Consider the following 18,249-nt stretch of genomic DNA (forward strand, 5'->3'; position numbering starts at 1 on the left):
CGCGATTCTGGTGATCTGTGCGGCGGGTGTGTCGAAGACGGGGAGGTTCAGAGAATAGCGTGGCAGCGGCGGATGCGATCCAGCCACCAGTCGCGCCGCTCGCCGCCGATGAGCAGTTCCTCCAGCCGCGCCGGGTCCGGGGCCACCCGGCGGACCGGGAGATGCCCGTCCTCCAGGGCGAAGACGCCCGGGTCGACGACGTCCTCGACGAAGACCCCGCCGGTGCCCAGACCTGCGGCGGGGATCTCGTCGTCGTCGGCCCCGGGCCCGCCACCCGCACCGACACCCGCGGTGCGGAACCCGCCACCCGCACCCGCGGCACCGGGCCCGCCACCCGCGCCGACACCCGGAAGGGCGGCAGCAGCCGCGACGCCAGCGGCGACCCCCACCGCCGAGTCGAGCGCACTGGACACCGTCACCGGCACCCCGAGCTCGGCGGCCACGGCCAGCAGACGCCGCGGGCCACCGAGCGGCGCGACCTTGACCACCGCCCGGTCGGCGCCCCCGGCCCGAACGACGCGTAGGGGGTCCTCGGCGCGGCGGATGGACTCGTCGGCGGCCACGTCCACGTGCACGCCGTCGGCGGCGAGGCGCTCCCGCAGCTCCACCAGCTCGTCGACGGTCGCGCACGGTTGCTCGACGTACTCCAGGCCCGGCCCGTCCAACGACACCGGACCGGTGCGGGAGACGTCGGCGGCACGCACCGCCTGGTCGAGGACCCGCACGGCGTGGGCGGCCTCCGCCACCGACCACGCCCCGTTGGCGTCGACCCGCACCCGCGCGCCGGGCCGGGCCTGCAGGACGGCGGCGACGCGGGCGACGTCGTCGACCAGCTGTTGCCCCTTCTCCGCCACCTTGACCTTGACCGTCATGCACCCCGGGAAGCGGTCGAGGATAGCGCCGACCTCGCCGGCCGACACCGCCGGGACCGTGGCGTTGACCGCGACCCGCGAACGCACGGGCGGCGGCGGGCCCTGCCACGCCATCTCGATCGCCGAGGCGAGCCAGTGGGCGGCCTCGCGATCGTGGTACTCCCCGAACGGCCCGAACTCGCCCCACCCGGCGGGCCCGTCGATCAGCACGAGCTCGCGCTCGGTGACGCCGCGGAACCGCACCCGCATCGGCAGGGCCACCACGTGGACGCGCGCGAGCAGATCGTCGATCGACTCGGGGCCCGGTACGGATGTCATGGGTCCACGCTAACGTCGGAGCCATGACCGAGCAGAGCAGCACCCGTTCCGGCAGCGCCGCGCAGGACGAGACCGCCAACCCCTTCGATCCGTCGCAGTGGCGGGAGGTCGAGGGCTTCCGCAGCGGCGTCGACCTCACCGACCTGACGTACCACCGGCACGTCGGCGAGGGCCGTGTCAACGGGATCGTGCGCATCGCGTTCGACCGGCCCGAGGTGCGCAACGCGTTCCGCCCGCACACGGTGGACGAGCTGTACCGGGTGTTCGACCACGCGCGCCGCTCCCCCGACGTGGGCACCGTCCTGTTCACCGGCAACGGGCCCAGCCCGAAGGACGGCGGGTGGGCGTTCTGCTCCGGTGGGGACCAGCGCATCCGCGGCCGCTCCGGCTACCAGTACTCCACCGAGCACGACTCGGACGTCGCCGGCGCCACGGCGGACAAGGTGGACGAGGCGCGCGTGAAGGCCGAGGGCGGGCGCCTGCACATTCTCGAGGTGCAGCGGCTCATCCGCACCATGCCCAAGGTCGTGATCTGCCTGGTCAACGGCTGGGCCGCGGGCGGCGGGCACTCGCTGCACGTGGTGAGCGACCTGACGCTGGCCTCGCGGGAGCACGCCCGGTTCAAGCAGACCGACGCCGACGTGGGCTCGTTCGACGCCGGCTACGGCAGCGCGTACCTGGCCAAGCAGGTGGGCCAGAAGTTCGCGCGCGAGATCTTCTTCCTCGGCCAGCCGTACACCGCCGAGGAGATGTTCCAGATGGGTGCCGTGAACCGGGTGGTGGATCACGCCGAGTTGGAGTCGACCGCCATCGAGTGGGCGCGGCAGATCAATGGCAAGTCCCCGACCGCGCAGCGGATGCTGAAGTTCGCGTTCAACCTCACCGACGACGGCCTCATGGGCCAGCAGGTGTTCGCCGGCGAGGCCACGCGCCTGGCGTACATGACCGACGAGGCCGTGGAGGGCCGCGACGCGTTCCTCGAGAAGCGCGAGCCCAACTGGGACGACTACCCCTACTACTACTGACGCGCGCGAACCGTCTGGTCATGGCCGACTCCCCCGCCTCCCGCGAGCTGCGCACCCTGCCCGTCCCCGGCGGCCCGGCGGTCGCCGAGGTCCTCCCCGCTCTGGAGGAGATGCTCGCCGACCGCGGGCCCGCCCTGCTGCCGGTGCCCGCAGACGACCCCCCGCGCACCCGGATCCTCGCCGACAGTCAGCGCCCCGGCGAGCCGATCGACGACCGCGTCGCCCTGGTGGTGAGCACGTCCGGCTCCACGGGGACGCCCAAGGGCGCCATGCTCTCGGCGGAGGCGCTGGCCGCCTCGGCCGCGGCGACCGACACCGTGCTCGGCGGGCCCGGCCGGTGGCTGCTCGCGCTGCCCGCGCATCACATCGCCGGGCTGCAGGTGATCCTGCGGTCCCTGCGCGCCGGTCACGAGCCGGTGGTCGTGGACGTGACGCGCGGGTTCGATCCCGAGACGCTGCCCGCCGCGGTGGACGCGTGCCGGGCGGGGACGAGCGCGGGGGCCGGGCGCGCTGCCGACCGGGCGTACACCTCGCTCGTGCCGGGCCAGCTGGCCAAGGTCCTCGACGAGGGCTCCCCCGCGGCGGTCGAGGCCCTCGCCGCGCTCGACGCCGTCCTGCTGGGGGGCGCGGCGGCCGCGCCGGAACTCCTCGCGCGCGCCGCCGACGCCGGCGTCCGCGTTATCCGGACGTACGGGATGAGCGAGACAGCGGGCGGGTGTGTGTACGACGGCGCACCGCTGCCGGGGGTACGGGTCGAGGTCGACGACGACGAGGGCCGCGTCTGGCTGGCGGGCCCGCAGCTCGCCGAGGGATACCGGAACGCCCCTGATCATCCGGCGTTCGCCAGGGCGGGGTGGTTCCGCACTGACGACGCGGGGCAGATCGGCCCGGACGGCAGGCTCCGGGTCCTGGGCAGGTTGGACGAGGCGTTGAGCGTGGGCGGGCTGACGCTCCTCCCGCAGACCGTGGAGGACGCGCTGCGGAGGCATCCCGCGGTCGTCGACGTCGTCGTCGTCGGGATCCCGGACGCCCGGCTGGGGACCCGGCCCGTCGCGGCGGTGACCCTGCGCGCGACCGCCACGGCCGACGAGCTGCGTCGGCACGTCACCGGAGTCCTCGGCGAGCACGCGGCCCCGGCGCGGGTGGCGGTGCTCGACGCGCTGCCCGTGCTGCCGGGCGGCAAGGTCGACCGGCGCGGCGTCGCGGCCGGGTTCGTCGATGGGACAATCGGGGAATGAGCCGCGAGACCGACCCCGCACCCTCCGCCGCCGACGCCGCCGCCGGGCCCGGTGGCGCCACGTTCTCCCACTGGCTGGAAGGCGCGCGCCCGCGGACCTGGCCCAACGCGTTCGCGCCCGTGCTCGTCGGCTCGGCGGCCGCGGCGCTCGCGGGCGGGTTCGTGTGGTGGCAGGCGCTGCTCGCGCTGGTGGTGGCGTGGTCGTTCATCATCGGCGTCAACTACGCCAACGACTACTCCGACGGCGTCCGCGGCACCGACGACGACCGCGTCGGTCCTCTGCGCCTGGTGGGCTCCGGGTCGGCCCGCCCCGCGACGGTCAAGCGGGCCGCATTCGGCTTCCTCGGCCTGGGTGGTCTGGCCGGGCTCGTGCTCAGCGCGACCTCGCAGCCGTGGCTCATCCTGGTGGGCGTGGCGTGCGTCCTCGCCGCGTGGTTCTACACGGGCGGGAAGACCCCGTACGGGTACCGCGGGCTCGGCGAGGTCGCGGTGTTCGTGTTCTTCGGGCTGGTCGCGGTGATCGGAACGCAGTACACCCAGCTCGGGTCGGTGACCTGGTACGCGGTCGTCGCCGCGGTCGCGGTGGGCAGCTTCTCGTGCGCGGTCAACCTCACCAACAACCTGCGGGACATCCCCTCGGACACCGAGGCCGGCAAGATCACGCTCGCCGTGCGCCTGGGTGATTCGCGGACGCGCGGCCTGCACGCCGTGCTCGAGCTGCTGGTCCCGCTGCTGGCGACCCTCGCGCTGATCCCGGCGACCTGGTGGGCGCTGCTCGGGCTGCTCGCACTGCCCGTGGCGTGGAAGGCCAACGGCCCGGTGCGGGCGCGGGCCACGGGCGCCGACCTCATCCCGGCACTCGCGACGGCCGGGATGGCGATGCTCGCGTGGAGTGTCCTGGTGAGCGCGGGCTTCGTGATCGCGTCGCTGTAGACGCGCCCCGCGCGAACAACGGCGGCCGATCCCCTTCACCGGGGGCCGGCCGCCGCCGTCGTCCGTGGGCCGGTGCGTGGCCCGGCAGGGTCTACTTGCCGAGCGAGCCGGCGGGGACCGCGTTCCAGGCGTTCTGGATGCCGTCGTTGATCGCCAGGGCGGCACCGCGGAGCGCGTCCTTGACGGGCTCGGGCAGGGGCAGCCCGTCGATGTCGGCGATGTTGATCGTGCCCGGCGCCGGCGGGGCGACCGGTGCGGGCGCGGGTGCCGGACGGGGGGCGGGCGCCGGTGCAGGGGCCGGCGCGGCTCCGCCTCCCCTGCCTCCGGTCACGGTCACCTGCGTGGTCTCGGTACGAACCGGGACGCCGAAGATGTAGGCGGTCGCGACGGGGTTGTAGACGCCCGCGGTGGTGGGCGTGCCCTTGATCGCGGTGGTGGTCGGGTCATAGGTCAGCCCGGGCGGTAGTCCCTGGAACTGGATCGAGGCGCCGGGCGGCGGGGTGACGTAGTCACTGACCCGGCGCTCCATGTACTCACCCACCCGCAGAGTGAGCGACGGGAGGGCGGCGGGCGCCACGTCGGTGGCCTCGACGACGACGGGCGTGGTGTCGGGTGCCTCCGCCTGTCCTGACGCGGCCCCGACCGCGGCCATGGCGGCGAGTGCGACGGCGGAAGCGATGACAGGACGGGAGATACGCATACAGGCCTTTCGTGGACACCGCCGCGGACTCGCGGCTGACCCACGGTAACCCACCAAAGCACGTCACCCCGGGGCCATCTCAAGATGTGAGAGGGCCCCGGGGTGGACGTGGTCACCGGCGGCCTGCGCGACCGCCGGGAGTTTCCGGGGTCAGCCGCGGCCGTTCGCGACCGTCGGGCCGGGCGCCTGCACGGTGCGCGGAGCACCGGCGGCCACGGTCGGGGCGGTCGAGCCGGACGAGCCGCCGTTCGTGGTCGCGCCCGTGGTGGTGGACCCGGGCAGCGCCGGCAGGATCGCCGTGGAGCCCGGGGTGGAGGACCCGCCGTTGAGGGCCATGGTCAGCCCCGCCAGGCCGAGCATGGCCGCGCCGGTGAGCGCCAGACCGGGGGCCAGGGCACCGAGCGAGCCGGTGTCGGCGGGGAAGGACGAGCCCGGGATGGTGATCTCGCCGCCGCCGGTCAGCTCGGCGGCCGTGGTCAGCTCGCCTCCGGTGGTAGTACCGCCGGTCGTCGTGGACCCGGTGGGCTGGGTGCCGCCGTCGGCGGTCGATCCGGTCTCGGTGCCGGCGTCGATCAACGAGCCGAGCGGGGCCAGCGGGCCCAGGCTGGAGGTGTCGATGCCGCCGGTCGCCTCACCCTCGGCGGTGGCCGAGGAGCCCGGGAGGCCGAGCGAACCGGGGGCGGGCGTCTCCGCATCAGGCGTCTCGGTCCCCGGGGTCTCGGGGGCGCCGTTCGACAGGCTGCCGAGGCCGAGCTCGCCGTTCGCGGCGCTGCCCAGCGGGCCGGTCGGCCCCTCGGGGGCGCCCGGGTTCTCCGGGGTGACCCCGCCCTGACCGGTGGAGCCGGTCGCGAGCTCGGTGACCGAGCCGGCGTCGCCGCCGAGCGCGGAAACGATGCCCGCGACGGCCCCGAGGATCGCGTCGGTGCCGTCGGAGCCCGTGGTGACCTGACCGCCGGCCTCCACCTGACCGCCACCGAGGCTGCCCTCGACCGCTGCCGTCGAACCACCCGAGGCGCCGGTGGGCGCAGTGCCGTCGGCGTTGTTGACCACAAGCGTGGCGGGGATGCTGACGGGGGCGCCGTTGACCTTGCCGATGACGGTGAGCTCGTACGTGCCGCCGACCGCCGCCTGACCCGAGATCGCGCCGTCGGCGTACGTCAGCCCCTCGGGCAGCCCCACGACGTTCTCGATCTCGATCCCGGCATACACGCCGCTGGCCAGCTCCTGGATATCGAACGAGAACTCCGCGCCACCGGCGGTGAAACCGCTCACGATCAGCGGGGACGCCGAGGACGACGAGCCGGCGACGGTCTGGACGTCGCCGCGGACGGTCGGGGCGTCGGGAGCGGCGACGACGACTCCGCCCACGAGAGCGACCGCGGCAGCTGCTGCGACGGGGGCGACGAGGCGACCCCGGACGATACGACGAGGACGGGCGAGGCGAGCACGCATCGGCTGGTTCCTTCCGGAGGGGTTCAGATCGCTCACTCCCCGGAACGGGAGCGCAGACCATTACGCGTGCCACTCTAACCACATGCACACCAACTGTCTACTGCTGTCACATAAGTCACTCACAACACACAAACCACACCGGTAACACACCCCCCTGGGTATCAGCCCGGCCATGGGCGGACGTTTATCCGGCCCGTACTCCCCGGCGCCACACCGCAAATGACGAACGGCCCGATCCCGGTGTCGGGATCGGGCCGCCGCGGCGAACTCGGGGTGTCAGGCCATCAGGGAACGGGCACGGAGGTCGGGACCGGCGCGACGGCGGGCTCGCCCGGGGTCGCGGCCGCAGCGGCGGCGCCGGAGGCCTCGGCGCCCGCGTCGTCGGCGTCCTCGCCGGCGGACACCGAGGCGGCCGTCAGGGTGGAGGTGACGGCGGAGCTGCTGGGAGTGGTGGTGCCGGTGACGGTGCTGATCGGGTTACCGGCGCCGTCGACGATCACCGTGACCGGCGGCAGGACCATCTCGCCTCCGAGGAACGTGTCGCACAGCCCCTCTGCGAGTGATCCGGTCTGCTCGAGCGACGCCGTTCCGCCGCCCTCGCCCGCGACCACGTCGAGCAGGTTGGGGAAGGAGTCCAGGGCGGTGGTGATGAGGTCGAGGACCCCGGTGGGCACGCCGTCGATCCCGAACAGCGGATAGAACTTGGCCACCGAACCGCCCAGCGCGGGCAATTCGCAGACGGCGTCCGACTCCGGCGTCAGATCACCGACGCTCGAGTCCTCGCCGGTGACGCCCTCGAGGCTGCCCAGAGAGCCGCTGTCCGGCGAGCCGGACCCGTCGCCCGGGGCGTCGCCGTCCTCCCCGCCGTTGCCGCCCTCGTCGTCGTCACCCCCGACGTCGGCGGAGCCGTCGGACAGGCTCCCGGCATCGAGACCTTCGGACTTGAGGCTGCCGGGCGGGATGCTGCCCGCACCCGCCCCGTCGGGCGCCGCTCCGTCACCCTGCGCGTTGACGACGGGGACGGAGAGGGCGACCAGCGCGAACGCGGCGGCGGAGACGGTAACGGCCTTGCGGGTGAACATGTGTGATGAACCCTCTTCGACGACGGCGGACGGGGTCGAACCCCCGCGTCCCCCTCCAGGGCGCCGGACGTCGACGGGAGAACTGTAACGCGGAGACCGTCGCCCGGGGTGGAGATCGCCCCGGGCGCGGCGGGCGTCACTGTCCGAGGCTGCCCGCCCCCGTGGTGAGGAGCCCCAGCAGGGCGGTGGGGTCGGCGGCGAGGCCGGTCGCACCGGCCGCCTGCCCGGCGGTGGTCGTCGTCCCACCGGTCGTGGCCGCGCCGGTCGTGGCCGCGGCCCCACCGGTGGTGGCGTCGTCGCCGGTGGCGCCGGCGGACTGGCCGCCGAGCAGTTCGGGCGAGATCGTGCAGAGCATCTCCCCTACCGACCCGATCCCCTCGAGCGACCCGCTGTCGCCGAGGACGGACGGCAGCAGCCCCACGACCGCGTTGACCAGCATCAGGACGAGGCCCGACGAGGCACCGTCCTGGTCGCCGGTCACCAGCGGCAGCAGCTGGGCCAGCGAGGCGCCGTCCATCTCGCCGTCCCCGAGGACCGAGCACACGTCCGGGCTGGTGCCGGCCTCGCCGTCGTCGCCGTCCTCGTTCTCCGTTCCGGGGGCACTGTCGGCCAGGCTCGGATCGCCGGGGGCCGCCGAGAGGGTGGGATCGGGCTGGGCGTCGTCGGTGGTGGCCTCGTCCGTGGTGGGCTCGTCGGCGGTGGTGGACGGCTCGGTGGTGGAGGGACCCGTCTCCCCCTCCGCGTCCGCCCCGGCGCCGTCGGTGGTTGCAGCCTGCCCGGCCGCCCCGGCGCCGTCGACGACGGTGATGGCGACCTTCTGCGACTGGGACAGCGCCCCGTTGGACACGGTGACGAGGACCTCGTACTCCCCGGCGCGGGTAGGCGTGCCGGAGATGACCCAGCCGTCCTGGGTGAGGCCGTCGGGCAGGCCGGTGACCTGGATGGTGGTGCCGGCCGGGATGGCGCCGCCGGCCGCGCGAGCCACGACGGGCTCGAGGTCGAGGTTCACGGGCGTCCCGAGCGGCATCTCCTGCGCAGCGGCCTGATCGGTGGCGTTCTGCGCGAGCTGGATGTCGCCGGCGTCGACGGCGGTCGGGTCGGTCACGGCCACGACCGTGCCGCCACCGACCACGGCGAGCGCGGCCAGGGCGCCACCGAGGGCGAGCGTGCGGGAACGGGGGGCGGTGCGGTGCGAGCGTCGCTGGAACATGAGGTCACCTTGTCGTCCGGGAGCTGGGCACGACCGGGCCAGGCCCAGTCACACACGCATCGTACGTCACATCAGTCACACGAGCCACAGACATTCTCAGCGCGCCGCGGCGATCCCTACACTCACCTCTCGGACGCCAGCCGCGACGGAAGGACCCACGTGACCCCACCCCCCGAGATCGCCATCCGGGCCAAGGGCCTGCGCAAGACCTACTCCCACGGGCGGGTGACGGTGCGGGCGCTGGACGGGGTCGACGTGGCCCTCGACAAGGGCCGCTGGACCGCGGTGATGGGCCCCTCCGGCAGCGGGAAGTCCACCCTCATGCACTGCCTCGCGGGCCTCGACACCCCCGACGCCGGCACCGTGACGATCGGGTCCACCGAGGTCACGCGCCTGCGCGACGCCGGCCGCACCCGACTGCGACGCACCCGCGTGGGCTTCGTGTTCCAGTCCTTCAACCTCGTGCCCGCGCTGTCCGTGCGGGAGAACATCGTGCTGCCCGTCCGGATGGCGTTCCGCCGACCCGACCGTGCGCGCCTGGACACCCTGGTCGGCGAGCTGGGGATCGGGGACCTCCTCAGGCGCCGACCCCATGAGCTGTCAGGCGGTCAGCAGCAGCGGGTGGCCATCGCGCGCGCCCTGCTGCCCCGCCCCGACGTGGTCTTCGCCGACGAGCCCACCGGCAACCTCGACTCCGAGTCCGGCGAGGCCGTGCTCGGGCTCCTCGGCGCGTGCGCGCGCGAGACCGGGCAGACGGTCGTCATGGTCACCCACGACGCGCACGCGGCCGCCCACACCGACACGGTGCTGGTGTTGGCCGACGGCCGGATCGCCGACGAGGTGACGTCCCCCACCGCCGAGGCCGTGGACGCGGCCATGCGCTCGATCGCCGGTCGCCGGCCGGCCACCGCGTGAGCGCCCGCCTGGTCCTCGGTCAGCTGCGCGTCCACGCGGGCCGCTACCTGGGGACGCTGCTGGCGATCGCGGTGGCCGTGGCGTTCGTACTCGCCTCCGTGGGCGTCCTGCGGACGATGGCGGCGAGCGCCGACGCCACCTTCGGCATGCGCTATGAGAACACCGCGGTGCTCGTGCAGAACCTCGGCGACCGGACCTCCGCCGGCAGCGAGGCCGCGCGGGAGGAGGCGGCCGAATCACAGCGGCTCGGCCTGGAGGCCATCGCCGCCACGCCGGGCGTGCGTGCGGTGACCGTGGACGCGCAGACCTACGTGCGGGTCCGGGTGGAGGGTCGCGCCCAACAGATGACGACGACGACAACGCTCGCCACCGACGACGGCCTGCGCTGGCAGCCGCTGGCGGACGGGCGGCTTCCCGCCACTCCTGGCGAGGTGGCGATCCGCGCGGACGCGGACCTGCCGGTGGGCGCCACGTTCGAGGTACAGCCGACCGGCGGCGGCGACCCCGCCCCCGTCACGGTGGTGGGCCTGTTCGACCTGGCCGGGCAGCCCGACATGAAGTCGGCGTTCCCGCTGTACGCGACCGACGAGCAGGTGCAGCAGTGGGCGCCGAACGGCGCCGGCGGGGACGTGCGCGTGGCCTCCGACGGGACCGTGCCCGACGCCGCACTCGCCGCGGAGATCGAACGGCGGCTGGCCGACGTGCCCGGCACGTCCGCGGTGGAGGTGTCCACCGGCGCCGCCGAGGCCGACGCGCTCGCCGAGTCGTTCATGGGCGGTCGCGACGTCTACACACGCGCCCTGCTGGCGTTCACCGTGCTGGCCGTGGCCGTGGCCGCGCTAGTGATCGGGACGACCTTCGCGGTGGTGTTCGCCGCCCGCGTGCGCGAGACGGCGCTGCTGCGGTGCCTGGGCGCCTCTCGGCTGCAGCTACGTGTCTCGGGCATCGCCGAGGCGCTGGCGGTGGGCGCGCTGGCCACCGCGGCCGGGCTGGCCCTGGGCCGGTTCGCGGTCTCGTTGGCGTCCCGGGAGGCCCCGCGGCTCGGGGTGACCATCCCGCTGCAGGAGGTGACCGTGCCCGGCCGCGCGTACCTGCTCGCCGCCGCGGTGGGCATGGGCGTCACCGTACTCACCGCGCTGCCGTCGTTGTGGCGGGCCACCTCCGGCAGTCCACTCGAGGCGATGCGCCCGGCGGACGTGCGACCCGACCCGTGGTGGCGGCGACTCGCGATGGTCGTGGTGGGCGCGGCGCTGGCGGCGTTCGGCTGGCACTCCATGTCGGACGCGGTGGCCGCGCGCGACGTGGTCTCCGCCGGAGCGTGGGGGGTCCTGGCGTTCCTCGGCGTCCTCGCGGTGGCCGCCGGGGCCCTGCCCACCCTCCTGGGCGCGCTCGGGACGGTGGTGGGTGTAGTGCTCGGCCCGGTGGGGCTCCTCGGCGCGCGCAACACCGCCCGCAGCCCGCGGCGCACCGCCGCCACCTCGTCCGCGGTCCTCGTGGGCGTGACGCTCACCGCGACGATGGTCACCGGCATCGCACTGCTCGGGCCCGCGATCCAGGCCCGCCTCGTCGACCGGGTCCCCCTGGACGTGGCCGTGACCGCGCCCGACGGTCTCCTGCCCGTCGGCCTGCCCGAGACCCTGGCCGACACCCGGGGTGTGGCCGAGTCGCTCGTCGTGACGGACATGTACGCGGAGGACCCGCAGGGCAGGCGCACGGTGCTGCGGGTTGCCGACCCGGACCGCATCCGCGAGGTCATGCGCCGCGACGTGGTGCTGCCGGGGCCGGGCGAGATCGTGCTGCCCGAGTCCTCCCCCGTGGCCGCGGACGCCCGCGACGGCGACACCGTCCGGTTCACGTTCTTCTCCGACGACGACGGCCGCGACCTCGTGGTGCGCCGGACGAGCGACCAGTGGGCCCTCGCCGCTCCGGACAGCGTGCCGGCCTGGCCCGTGGCGCAACTGCCCGACGGCTCGCCCTGGCCTGAGGGCGTGGAGGTGCCGAGCCAGTTCGTGCCCCGCACCGAGCTGTGGCTGCGGATGGACGACGCCCTGGAGGGCGAGCAGCTCGACGCCGCCCTGCAGGACGTGCGCTCGGCCGTGGTGGACGCCGCTCCCGACCTGGCCGTCACCGAGAGCTTCGCCTCCCGCGAGCAGATCGCCACGTCCGTCCGGACCGTCCTCACGTCGAGTGCGCTGCTGCTGGCGGTGGCGGTGGCCCTGGCGCTGGTCGGCGTGGCCAACACCCTCACGCTCGCCGTCCGGGAGCGGACGCGGGAGATCGCGCTGCTGCGCGGCGTGGGCGTGACCCGTACCGGTGTCTGGCTCATGCTGGTCCTGGAGACGCTGCTGGTCGCGGTGTGCGCGGCCGCCCTGGGCGTGGTGCTGGGCGCGGCCTTCGGCTCCGCGGGAGCGGAGGCCCTGACCGGTGCCGGTGGCGGGATCGGCGGTGTCTTCCGCGGACTGACCGGCGCCGCCGGAGTGGGCGGTAACGAGAACCTGCCCGTGTCCGATCTGGTGATGGTGGGGGTCGGCGGAGTGCTCGCCGCACTCCTCGCGGCCGGTGTCGCAGCCCTGGGCGCTGTCCGTACCAGGGTCACGACGAGCTGATCACCTGCGAAATCGACCCCGCCGCCCTCATCCGGTGGCCATCCTTTGACAGAACTGAGACACTATCGTTATGCGAAATCGGGTGCTCCTCTCCGCCGGCGCAATCGCGCTGGTTGCGGCGTCGTGCGCGCAGCCGGAACCGCAGGTGCTTTCGGAGGGGCCACGCTCCGCGCCCGCGATCGAACTGACGTCGCCCACCGCGACGACGGACCGCGAAGAGCAGTCGGGGAAGTTCATCGCCCGGTGTGCGACCGATGCCGACGGGGGCACCCCGGGAATGACCATCTTCACCGACGGGTCCCAGGACGTCACCGATCACTGCCTGAGCCGCTACTACATCGGGGTCCAGCCGGCGCCCGGGGCGTTGTACGTCCCCGATGAGGAGGCCGGCACCTACGCTCCCCCGAGCGAGACCGCGACAGCTCAGCCGACCGGTGAGCAATGGACACCCGCCCAGCCGCGCACCGACATCGATCCGCTCGAGACCGAGCGAATCGATGACCGTGACACTCGCGATGACGAGACGACCACCGATCGGCCGGACGCGCCCGGCACCGACGATCCGGACAGCGGCACACCGGCCACGGACGAGCCCGGCTCCACCACGACCTCACCCGGTGCGACGACGCCGACGTCACCTCCGCCCACCACCGGACCCGGCGGGACCGAACCGGGCGGCACCGAGCCGGGCCAGAGCGAGCCCGGGCTGCCCGACCCGAGCGTTCCGGGCGGGGCGGAGCCCCCTACGACGCGCTCGTCCGACCCGACCTCCGTTCCGACGGAGGCGGATAGGAGTCGACTGCAGCCGCCGGCTCCGCAGACGTCCGTCCCGCCGACCCGCGATTCCGGATCGCTGGGGTCCGCGGGGTCGGACGCCTCCGGCGAGCCGCGGAGCTCCGTCCGCATCCCGGGCTTCCGCTGGCCGGGGTCGTTCTGGCCGGGCGGCCCGCGCAGCTGACACGCCCGCCCGGCACCGCGCTCCCCGCCGTGCCTGCCCCCTTCCGGGGTGGGCTCAGGCCTCGTTCATGCGCCGCCGCAGGTCCTCGCGTTTTTCGCGACGCCCGGCGTCGACCTCCGCGATGCCGGAGTTGATCTGCGCGCGCAATCGGCTGAACAGCACCATCGACAGCGGCAGCGCGATCACCACGGCGATGATCGCCGCGACCAGGACCGGGATCTGCACCCCGGCGAGGGCGCCGAGCCCGATGATCACCAGGGTCAGCGCCAGCACCAACAGCAGCCGGACAATCGTGTAGAAGACCATGTTCCGGGCCAGGCGGGCACCGGGCGAGCTCCCCTTCGGGGTGGTGGCCGGCATGGTCGACCCGTCCGTGGGGTGTGTTGATTCGTCTCGCTCGCTCATGGTCTCCAGGATACGTATCGTGGTGGAAAGGAGGTTCGAGTGATCTGGCTCTTCGCACTCATCGGGGTGGTGACAGTGGCGATCCTGCTGTGGCGGGCCTTCGGGCCGGGCTCACGGTCGGCACCCCCGCGCGTCATCGCTCCCGACGACGATCCGGAATTCCTACGGGAACTGGACCGTCGTAAACCGCTGGACCCCTGACGCCCCACGGGCGCGGGCGGGACGACGACACACCGGTCGCGCGGACCGCGTGAGGCGCCTCGTTCAGCTGCGCGCCAGCAGGCGGACGATGGAGTCCACTGCGTCGCTGATCTGTGCGCCCGTGCGGTCGAACACCTCGGGTTCCCGCCCGATCGGGTCCTCCACGTCGAGCGCTGGATCGTCAGTGTTGATGTTCAGCCGCGCGCGCGACAGTCCCGCCAGCGTGACGGACTCGTCCGAGTCGGCCAGCCGCGCCGCCTCGAGGAGCGTGTAGGTCTTCTTCCACAGCAGGGGCGCGAGCTCCTGGACGGCGTCGCGGTGTGCGCGGGTCGCGGTGAGGACGAGGTCCCTCCCGGCGAGCAGGTTGGTGGTGAGCAGCCGCGACGCGAACCCGTCGCCCTCACCGCCGTAGCCCTGCAGCACCCGCAGGGTCTCGCGGTGGATCTCCGCTCCGTTGGCGGCGCGGGTCCCGGCGGAGTCGACCGTCACGTCGAGTCCGACCGCGGCGGTGCGTGCGGCCAGCAGCCGCTCGGCCAGCGGGGAGCGACACATGTTGCCTGTACAGACCGTCATCACGGAAAGCGCCATGCGTCGATCCTAGTCGGCGGCGAGGTCGCCTCTCCTCTCCTGGCGCCTGCGTCCGCTCGACCACGCCCGGCTCAGCGGCCCACCACAGCCGCGCGCGACCATGGCGTCTCGCTCCGCCCGGCGGGCAGGCGAGACGCCATGGACAGGAGCGTCGATGCCCGTGGCGTACATCCCCCAGAGCACGACGCCATCGGCGGGAGCGGATGCGCCACTGCCGTAGGAGCGAGACGCCATCGCCGGGAGCGGACGCGCAACGGCCGCAAGAGCAAGACGCCATCGCGAGAAGCGAGACGCCATCGGCGGGAGCGGCTAGCCGCAGGTGCGGGGCGGAGTCACGCGAGCCACGACCCCGCGGCAGCGGCCGCGCGCGACGCTACGGCTCACTCACCGCGCCACTGCGGTGTGCGCTTCTCGAGGAACGCGCTCATCCCCTCCTGCGCGTCGCACGTGACGGCGTTGGTGGCCATCGTCTCGGCCATCTCGCGGTAGGCCTCGTCCTGCGGCAGGTCGATCTGCCGGTAGAAGGCCTGCTTGCCGATCTCCAGCGTCAGCGGGCTCGCGTCGGCGATCCGCGTGGCGAGCTCGTCCACGCGGGCGCGCAGCCGGTCGGCGGGAACCGACTCGTTGATCAGCCCCCATTCGACGGCGGTGGTCGCGTCGATCGTCTCGCCGGTCAGCAGCATCTGCATGGCGCGCTTGCGGCCGATGTTCCGGGAGACCGCCACCATGGGCGTCGAGCAGAACAGACCGATTTTCACGCCGGGGGTGCCGAAGCGGGCGGTGTCGACGGCGACTGCCAGGTCGCAGGTCGCGACGAGCTGGCAGCCGGCCGCCACCGCGTGTCCCTGGACCTCGGCGATCACGGGCTGGCGGATGGCCTGGATGCTCTCCATGAGGTCGACGCAGACCGAGAAGACCTCACGCTCCTGCTCGAGAGTGCGCTCGACCATCTCGCTGATCTCGTGCCCGGCCGAGAGCGCCGGCCCGGAACCGGTGAGTACGACGACCCGGCAGTCGGGATCGTCGCCGAGTGCGCGGATTGCCGCGGTGGCCTCCCGCATCATCTGCAGGGACAGCGGGTTGCGGCGCTCGGGCCGGTTGAGCGTGACGCGGGCGATCGGGCCGGTGTTCTCGACGAGGACGAACGGGGTGCTCACTGGGGGCCTCCGTCAGGGGTGAGGGGTACCTCCCCCGGTTCTACCGTCCGATCGGCGCGCGCGGGCCGGGACCGGGCGAGGACGCCCCCGTGGGCGCGGTCGGGCCGAGTCCGAGAGATCAGCACGCCGGCCGGGCCCCGCCGGATCAGCTCACGCCAACGCCGGCCCGGCCCGGAGAGCCCACGACGATCAGTTGGCGGCGGCGCGGTGCTGTCCGTCGCACCACTGCTCGGCGGGCACGGCCGCCTTGACCTGGTCGACGTGCTCGCCGCAGCCCTCCCAGGTGGTCTTGCCGCAGACGGGGCAGGTGACGGGGTAGCACATGGGGATCTCCTCGATCGTCGGATGGATATCGGCCGGCCCACCGCGCCGTCAGCGCACGGTCCGACGGTGCACAAGTCGACGGTGCATAGGTTGACAATGCACGAGTCGCGGGTGCGCGGGTCGGCGGGGGCAGACCGCCGAGGGTAGGTCAGGCCTCGGCGGGGCGCCACTCGGCGTCGACACGGGGGGTGGCGTCGCGCAACCGCTCGACGTGCGAGCGGCAGGCGTCCCACTGCGGCAGTCGCCCGGCGGCGGCCGCGTCGAGCAGGCTCGGCGCGTCGCGGTCGCGGTCGCTCATGACGTGCTCGATCGCGGTGCCGTCGAGTGCCATCTGCGGCCAGTCGATCGCGATCTTCGGATCGAAGGCGTCGATGACGTGCTCGGCGCCGGGCCGCCAGCCCTCCGAGCAGAAGTACATCACGGTGGACTGCGGTTCGAGGGCCAGGAATCCGTGGGCGACGCCCTCGGGGATGTAGACGGCCCGTTGCTCGACGGAGTCGAGCAGGACGCCGGCCCATTCGCCGAAGGTCGGCGAGCCCACGCGGACGTCCACGACGACGTCGAAGACGGTGCCGGACGGGCACAGCACGTACTTCGCCTGCCCGGGTGGTACCTCGGCGTAGTGCAGGCCGCGCAGGACGCCTTCTCCGGAGACGGACACGTTGACCTGCGCGAGGTCGAAGCGGTGGCCGGTCATCTCGCGGAAGGCGGGGTCGGTGAAGGCCTCGTGGAAGACCCCGCGGTCGTCGGAGATCTGGCGCGGGGTGATCTCCCATGCCCCCGTCACACTGAGCTCGCGCAGCTGCACGTCCGTCCCGCCTTCCCCTCGTCGATCGTGACCCGTCTCCGCGCCGCGCCCACCAGCGCGGGCACTGCCCGGCGCGGGTTGCCCACCCGCGGCGCCGACCACCCTATCCGCGCATCGCGTCGACGATCTGCCCGGCCGTCCACTCGCCGATGAGCAGGCAGCTCATCGCGTCGTCGTGGACGGAGGCGTCCTCGCGCCACCCGGTGACGACGAACTGGAAGACATAGGTGGCCTCGTCGTCGCTCCATCCCACGATCAGGCTCGAGGTGGCCATCTCACCCGGCTCGGCGGTGTAGGTGCCGCGCAGGTAGCGATAGATGCTGGTGACGGCCCCGGCGGACTCGTCGCCCTCGCCGGCGACCTGCTCGAGCGGGGTCCAGTCGGCGAGGGCGTCGGCGGTGGCGACGATCATCTCGACCGCCTGCTCGGTGTCCATCGCCGGGGCGACGCGGGCGCAGGTCGCCACGGCGTTGGGCGAGAAGCCGTCGCGGTGGGTGCCCGGGTCCACGTAGATCACCGCGGACGGCTCGGGCGATTCGATGCGCTGCCACGGCGGGCTGTCCACCCAGGTCAGCGGCTGGGCGGCGACGGCCATGGGCGGGCTCGCCTCGAGGGCGCGACCGGTGGAGGCGCAGTACTCCTGGATCGAGGTCATGTGCGGGCCGCCTCAGCCCTGCAGCCCGGCGCCGACGATGTGGGCGCCGCCGTCCACGACGAGGGTCTGGCCGGTGATCCAGTGGGCGTCGTCGGACAGCAGGAACGCGACGGGGCCGGCGATGTCGTCGGGCACGCCGAGTCGGCCGGTGGGCAGGGCGGCGCCCATCGCCTCCTCGCGGCCCTCGTACAGGGCCTCGGCGAACCGGGTCTTGACCACGCCCGGTGCGACGGCGTTCACGCGCACCGACGGGCCGACCTCCACGGCGAGCTCCTGGGTGAGGCGCATGACGAGCGCCTTGGTGGCGCCGTACCAGCCGATGCCGGGCGACGGGGCGAGGCCGGCGATGGAGGCGATGTTGACCACCGCGCCGCCGCGCTCGCCGAGTCCGGAGTGGTAGACCTTCTGCGTCCAGGACAGGGTGCCGAGGGCGTTGACCTCGGTGATCTTGCGGGCCGCGGCGAGGTCGATGTCGACGGTGCGGCCGTAGACCGGGTTGATCCCGGTGTTGTTGACCAGCAGGTCGATCGGCCCGAACGTCTGCTCGGCACGGGCCACGACCTCGCGCTGGTGCTCCTCGTCGTCGCTCTTCCCCGCCACGGCGAGCACCCGGTCGGACGCTCCGAGCTCGGCGACGGCGGCGTCGAGCCCCTCCTGGCCGCGGGCGGTGATCACCACGGACGCCCCCTCGGCGAGGAGTCGCCGGGCGATGCCCAGGCCGATCCCCCGGCTGGCGCCGGTCACGAGGGCGGTGCGCCCGGCGAAGCGGTCGGGCACGACGGGGCCGGTGCGGGGGGCGGGAA

General features: G+C 73.7%; 19 protein-coding genes. 7 read left to right on the forward strand and 12 right to left on the reverse strand.

What is annotated here, in order from left to right; genetic code table 11:
• Positions 1–47: 47 nt before the first annotated feature.
• Positions 48–1,190 (reverse strand): o-succinylbenzoate synthase, encoded by a 1,143-nt coding sequence (locus KHA85_RS12160; RefSeq protein WP_213185988.1) that lies wholly within the window; start codon positions 1,188–1,190, stop codon positions 48–50.
• A gap of 23 nt (positions 1,191–1,213) precedes the next feature.
• Here KHA85_RS12160 and KHA85_RS12165 point away from each other — a divergent pair, with 23 nt between their 5' ends.
• Genes KHA85_RS12165 through KHA85_RS12175 form a run of 3 tightly spaced genes read left to right on the forward strand, consistent with a single transcriptional unit; the run spans position 1,214 to position 4,385 of the window.
• Entirely contained in the window at positions 1,214–2,215 is a 1,002-nt protein-coding gene (locus KHA85_RS12165; RefSeq protein WP_131886228.1) for a 1,4-dihydroxy-2-naphthoyl-CoA synthase, read from the forward strand.
• 20 nt (positions 2,216–2,235) lie between these two features.
• The gene (gene menE / locus KHA85_RS12170; RefSeq protein WP_131886227.1) at positions 2,236–3,453 is read left to right on the forward strand and encodes an o-succinylbenzoate--CoA ligase; all 1,218 of its coding nucleotides are present in this window, start codon (positions 2,236–2,238) and stop codon (positions 3,451–3,453) included.
• Positions 3,450–4,385, forward strand: a complete 936-nt coding sequence (locus KHA85_RS12175) for a 1,4-dihydroxy-2-naphthoate polyprenyltransferase (protein WP_131886226.1) — start codon at positions 3,450–3,452, stop codon at positions 4,383–4,385. The genes menE and KHA85_RS12175 overlap by 4 nt, the downstream gene beginning before the upstream one ends.
• 91 nt (positions 4,386–4,476) lie before the next feature.
• Here the strand turns inward: KHA85_RS12175 and KHA85_RS12180 are convergent, their stop codons facing one another.
• The 4 genes from KHA85_RS12180 to KHA85_RS12195 all read right to left on the reverse strand — a co-directional run bounded on the left by KHA85_RS12180 (position 4,477) and on the right by KHA85_RS12195 (position 8,829).
• Positions 4,477–5,085 (reverse strand): hypothetical protein, encoded by a 609-nt coding sequence (locus tag KHA85_RS12180; protein WP_207913588.1) that lies wholly within the window; start codon positions 5,083–5,085, stop codon positions 4,477–4,479.
• 150 nt (positions 5,086–5,235) lie between these two features.
• Entirely contained in the window at positions 5,236–6,537 is a 1,302-nt protein-coding gene (locus KHA85_RS12185; protein ID WP_236885606.1) for a hypothetical protein, read from the reverse strand.
• Between the two features lie 284 nt (positions 6,538–6,821).
• Positions 6,822–7,619 (reverse strand): hypothetical protein, encoded by a 798-nt coding sequence (locus KHA85_RS12190; RefSeq protein WP_131886225.1) that lies wholly within the window; start codon positions 7,617–7,619, stop codon positions 6,822–6,824.
• Between the two features lie 136 nt (positions 7,620–7,755).
• Positions 7,756–8,829 (reverse strand): hypothetical protein, encoded by a 1,074-nt coding sequence (locus KHA85_RS12195; RefSeq protein ID WP_131886224.1) that lies wholly within the window; start codon positions 8,827–8,829, stop codon positions 7,756–7,758.
• A 159-nt stretch (positions 8,830–8,988) separates the two neighbouring features.
• Between KHA85_RS12195 and KHA85_RS12200 the strand changes: the two genes are divergently transcribed.
• From KHA85_RS12200 to KHA85_RS12210, 3 genes are all read left to right on the forward strand, one after another.
• Positions 8,989–9,744, forward strand: coding sequence for an ABC transporter ATP-binding protein (locus KHA85_RS12200; RefSeq protein WP_131886223.1), 756 nt, complete (start codon positions 8,989–8,991; stop codon positions 9,742–9,744).
• Entirely contained in the window at positions 9,741–12,350 is a 2,610-nt protein-coding gene (locus KHA85_RS12205; protein ID WP_131886222.1) for an FtsX-like permease family protein, read from the forward strand. Before KHA85_RS12200 ends, KHA85_RS12205 begins: the two co-directional genes overlap by 4 nt.
• Positions 12,351–12,420: 70 nt before the next feature.
• Complete coding sequence (locus KHA85_RS12210) at positions 12,421–13,308, forward strand: hypothetical protein (protein ID WP_236885607.1); 888 nt, start codon at positions 12,421–12,423, stop codon at positions 13,306–13,308.
• 54 nt (positions 13,309–13,362) lie between these two features.
• Here the strand turns inward: KHA85_RS12210 and KHA85_RS12215 are convergent, their stop codons facing one another.
• A complete protein-coding gene (locus KHA85_RS12215) occupies positions 13,363–13,713 on the reverse strand; it encodes a DUF4229 domain-containing protein (protein ID WP_207913587.1) in 351 nt (116 codons plus the stop codon).
• Between the two features lie 39 nt (positions 13,714–13,752).
• On the opposite strand from KHA85_RS12215, the gene KHA85_RS12220 reads away from it, so the two are divergent.
• On the forward strand, positions 13,753–13,914 hold the full coding sequence (locus KHA85_RS12220; protein WP_165928520.1) for a hypothetical protein: 162 nt from the start codon (positions 13,753–13,755) through the stop codon (positions 13,912–13,914).
• A 63-nt stretch (positions 13,915–13,977) separates the two neighbouring features.
• Here the strand turns inward: KHA85_RS12220 and KHA85_RS12225 are convergent, their stop codons facing one another.
• The 6 genes from KHA85_RS12225 to KHA85_RS12245 all read right to left on the reverse strand — a co-directional run.
• On the reverse strand, positions 13,978–14,502 hold the full coding sequence (locus tag KHA85_RS12225) for an arsenate reductase/protein-tyrosine-phosphatase family protein (RefSeq protein WP_131886221.1): 525 nt from the start codon (positions 14,500–14,502) through the stop codon (positions 13,978–13,980).
• A 380-nt stretch (positions 14,503–14,882) separates the two neighbouring features.
• Positions 14,883–15,659, reverse strand: coding sequence for an enoyl-CoA hydratase (locus KHA85_RS12230; protein ID WP_007632325.1), 777 nt, complete (start codon positions 15,657–15,659; stop codon positions 14,883–14,885).
• A 189-nt stretch (positions 15,660–15,848) separates the two neighbouring features.
• Entirely contained in the window at positions 15,849–15,983 is a 135-nt protein-coding gene (locus KHA85_RS18325) for a DUF8730 family Cys-rich protein (RefSeq protein WP_007632323.1), read from the reverse strand.
• 148 nt (positions 15,984–16,131) lie between these two features.
• Positions 16,132–16,791 carry a dTDP-4-dehydrorhamnose 3,5-epimerase gene (gene rfbC, locus KHA85_RS12235; protein ID WP_131886688.1) on the reverse strand — a complete coding sequence of 220 codons (660 nt, stop codon included), beginning with the start codon at positions 16,789–16,791 and terminating at the stop codon, positions 16,132–16,134.
• A gap of 103 nt (positions 16,792–16,894) precedes the next feature.
• Complete coding sequence (locus KHA85_RS12240) at positions 16,895–17,446, reverse strand: LpqN/LpqT family lipoprotein (protein WP_213185989.1); 552 nt, start codon at positions 17,444–17,446, stop codon at positions 16,895–16,897.
• A gap of 12 nt (positions 17,447–17,458) precedes the next feature.
• Positions 17,459–18,249: SDR family oxidoreductase (locus tag KHA85_RS12245; RefSeq protein WP_236885608.1), on the reverse strand; the 791-nt coding region annotated here is incomplete at its 5' end.

Origin of the sequence: Dietzia massiliensis, from assembly GCF_018390595.1 — a bacterium.
Lineage (GTDB): Bacteria > Actinomycetota > Actinomycetes > Mycobacteriales > Mycobacteriaceae > Dietzia > Dietzia massiliensis.

Bases quoted from the DNA above. Each gene is read 5' to 3' on its own strand.
- KHA85_RS12185 (WP_236885606.1), bottom strand. From the start codon at position 6,537: ATGCGTGCTCGCCTCGCCCGTCCTCGTCGTATCGTCCGGGGTCGCCTC.
- KHA85_RS18325 (WP_007632323.1), bottom strand. From the start codon at position 15,983: ATGTGCTACCCCGTCACCTGCCCCGTCTGCGGCAAGACCACCTGGGAG.
- KHA85_RS12240 (WP_213185989.1), bottom strand. From the start codon at position 17,446: ATGACCTCGATCCAGGAGTACTGCGCCTCCACCGGTCGCGCCCTCGAG.
- KHA85_RS12160 (WP_213185988.1), bottom strand. From the start codon at position 1,190: ATGACATCCGTACCGGGCCCCGAGTCGATCGACGATCTGCTCGCGCGC.
- KHA85_RS12210 (WP_236885607.1), top strand. From the start codon at position 12,421: ATGCGAAATCGGGTGCTCCTCTCCGCCGGCGCAATCGCGCTGGTTGCG.
- KHA85_RS12195 (WP_131886224.1), bottom strand. From the start codon at position 8,829: ATGTTCCAGCGACGCTCGCACCGCACCGCCCCCCGTTCCCGCACGCTC.
- menE (WP_131886227.1), top strand. From the start codon at position 2,236: ATGGCCGACTCCCCCGCCTCCCGCGAGCTGCGCACCCTGCCCGTCCCC.
- KHA85_RS12190 (WP_131886225.1), bottom strand. From the start codon at position 7,619: ATGTTCACCCGCAAGGCCGTTACCGTCTCCGCCGCCGCGTTCGCGCTG.
- KHA85_RS12165 (WP_131886228.1), top strand. From the start codon at position 1,214: ATGACCGAGCAGAGCAGCACCCGTTCCGGCAGCGCCGCGCAGGACGAG.
- KHA85_RS12175 (WP_131886226.1), top strand. From the start codon at position 3,450: ATGAGCCGCGAGACCGACCCCGCACCCTCCGCCGCCGACGCCGCCGCC.
- KHA85_RS12225 (WP_131886221.1), bottom strand. From the start codon at position 14,502: ATGGCGCTTTCCGTGATGACGGTCTGTACAGGCAACATGTGTCGCTCC.
- KHA85_RS12180 (WP_207913588.1), bottom strand. From the start codon at position 5,085: ATGCGTATCTCCCGTCCTGTCATCGCTTCCGCCGTCGCACTCGCCGCC.
- KHA85_RS12215 (WP_207913587.1), bottom strand. From the start codon at position 13,713: ATGAGCGAGCGAGACGAATCAACACACCCCACGGACGGGTCGACCATG.